1 protein-coding gene is annotated in these 395 nt (G+C 59.0%); it reads right to left on the reverse strand.

The window, feature by feature from the left end:
• A partial coding sequence (locus M3666_RS16475) for an ATP-binding cassette domain-containing protein (RefSeq protein WP_251155825.1) occupies positions 1 to 395 on the reverse strand: 395 nt, incomplete at both ends.

Consider the following 395-nt stretch of genomic DNA (forward strand, 5'->3'; position numbering starts at 1 on the left):
GTATTCCTGTATCCACGGGTGCTTGAAGCGCTCGACTGCCTCGATGCCGTCGTTGATGAGTACCTTCTGGTTCGCCAGGACCGCGACACGGTCGCATATGGTGTACAGCGTATCGAGGTCGTGGGTTACCAGAAACACCGTGAGGCCCAGTGCATTGCGCAGGGTCAGAATCAATTGGTCGAAAGATGCAGCCCCGATTGGATCCAGTCCTGCGGTGGGTTCGTCAAGAAACAGGATGTTCGCATCAAGCGCCAAGGCTCTCGCCAGTGCTGCTCGTTTCACCATGCCTCCGGACAACGAGGCCGGATACTTGTCTCCCGCTCCGGCAGGCAACCCCACCAAGCCCAGCTTGCTTCTTGCCAAACGCTCGGCAAGAGGCCGCGCCAGACCGACAT

This window comes from Curtobacterium sp. ODYSSEY 48 V2, assembly GCF_023712625.1.
In the GTDB taxonomy this organism is placed as follows: domain Bacteria; phylum Actinomycetota; class Actinomycetes; order Actinomycetales; family Microbacteriaceae; genus Curtobacterium.